The sequence below is a fragment of the Rhodoferax sp. LB1P47 genome, from assembly GCF_056521445.1.
In genome coordinates this window covers 1-1,493 of the sequence record NZ_JBWMAU010000040.1, presented here as the reverse complement: position 1 = coordinate 1,493, position 1,493 = coordinate 1, and the positions used below count along the sequence as shown (strand labels likewise).

Annotated in this window: 1 protein-coding gene; it reads right to left on the bottom strand. The window is 63.6% G+C overall.

Annotated features, from left to right (window positions below; all coding sequences use genetic code 11):
• Positions 1-10: 10 nt before the first annotated feature.
• On the bottom strand, positions 11-1,390 hold the full coding sequence (locus tag AC0969_RS19710; RefSeq protein WP_479625848.1) for an IS4 family transposase: 1,380 nt from the start codon (positions 1,388-1,390) through the stop codon (positions 11-13).
• Between the last annotated feature and the right edge of the window lie 103 nt (positions 1,391-1,493).

Genomic DNA, 1,493 nt, shown 5'->3' with positions numbered 1-1,493 from the left:
CCTCATGCCACTAGGATAAGCCCCGTCGCATGCGAATCGCAGCCCTGGCTGCTGTGCGAGGCGTGTTCAGTAGTGGCAAAGGCTTCGGTCTTCGCTTCTTTGCCCTGGGCTCAATGCGCCCCGGTCGCTGCACCAGTTTGCCGCTAGCGATGCCCTGTAGCAGTACGTCGCACAGATTCTGTGGGGCGCGACCCTTGCCCACCACCATGGCGATGGCCATCGCGCTCAACAAGCGCCTGGCCTGCGCAAAACTCAGCGCACGCGGCAGCACATCGGCCAACGCCGCACTGGCACTCATGGACCAGCGCACCAGGTTGTAGGCCAGCATGTAGGCGGCGATCTCCTTGTCCACCATCTCTTTGGATTTACAGCGCAACACATCCATCGCCATGGTGGCTTTGAGTGAGCGAAAGTCCACCTCGATACTCCAACGCATGCCGTACAACTGGTCCAACGCCTGTGCACTGGCGTAGCCGGGCTCATGCAGGGGTGTGACCAGCACCCGGCCTTTGACCTTCACCTCGCGCATACGCAGCGTTTTGGGCAAGGCTGCGTACTCCTGCGGCTGCATCCACTCAGGCCGGGGCGGACGGCGCCATTCGACCAGGTGGTCGTCGGGGCCCAGTATCTGGCCTTGGCTGAAGTCGCTGGTGCGCTTGCCGTGTTGGCGCATCACGACATCGGCACCCCGGCTTTGGATGGCCTGGATGAGCCACCAGGTGGCCAGCAAGGCATCGGCCAGGATGATGTCGCCGGGCTGGATGTGCCCGAGCAGGCTACGCAGCACGGTTTGCTCCCCCGTGCCTTTGCCGCGCAGGGCGGTCAGGCCGTAGGCCAGCACAGCTCCGCTGGCCAGGCCGATCAGGGCTCCAATGCGCACCATGGGGAAGCCCAAGCCCACTGTTTGTCTGCCGCTTTGCGGGTACGCGGCCTGGTTGCTGGGGGTATCGGGCATGGAGACGCTGGTGCCATCGAAGAGTTTGACGGTACGCCCTTGCCAGCGCCACGCCTTGGGGGCGAGTGACTCCAGGCGTTGGCCGAGCTGCGCACCCAGATCGCTGATGAGTGCCTTGGGCAGGCGCTTTCTGGCATCACAGTAGCTGGCGTTGTTGGTGGAACACGCAGACAGGCCCTGGCCCAGCCGCTGGGTTAGGTGGCTGGTGGTGGCGGCCTGGCAGGCGGGGTCGCTGCCCAGGATTTGGCCGATGAACAGGCCCAGGGTGGTCAGTGGCGGGTACAGGCGGTGGCGCTGTGGGCCGGGCTGGCGTTCGGCGGCAGTGCAGATGTCTTGGGTGCTCAGCGCTTGGCTGTAGGGTCCTTGGGTGGTTTGTCCGAACTGCTGGCGTAGCTGTTGGGCACTGGCGTAGTGCTTCGATTTGGTATCCTGCAACTGGGCTGAGTCCTTGTGGTGTCTGGTTCGTTTTGCAACTCCAGGCTATCACTGTCCAGGGCTCAGCCCACCCAGGTTTCAGGGGTACTTCTTCTTATCCTAG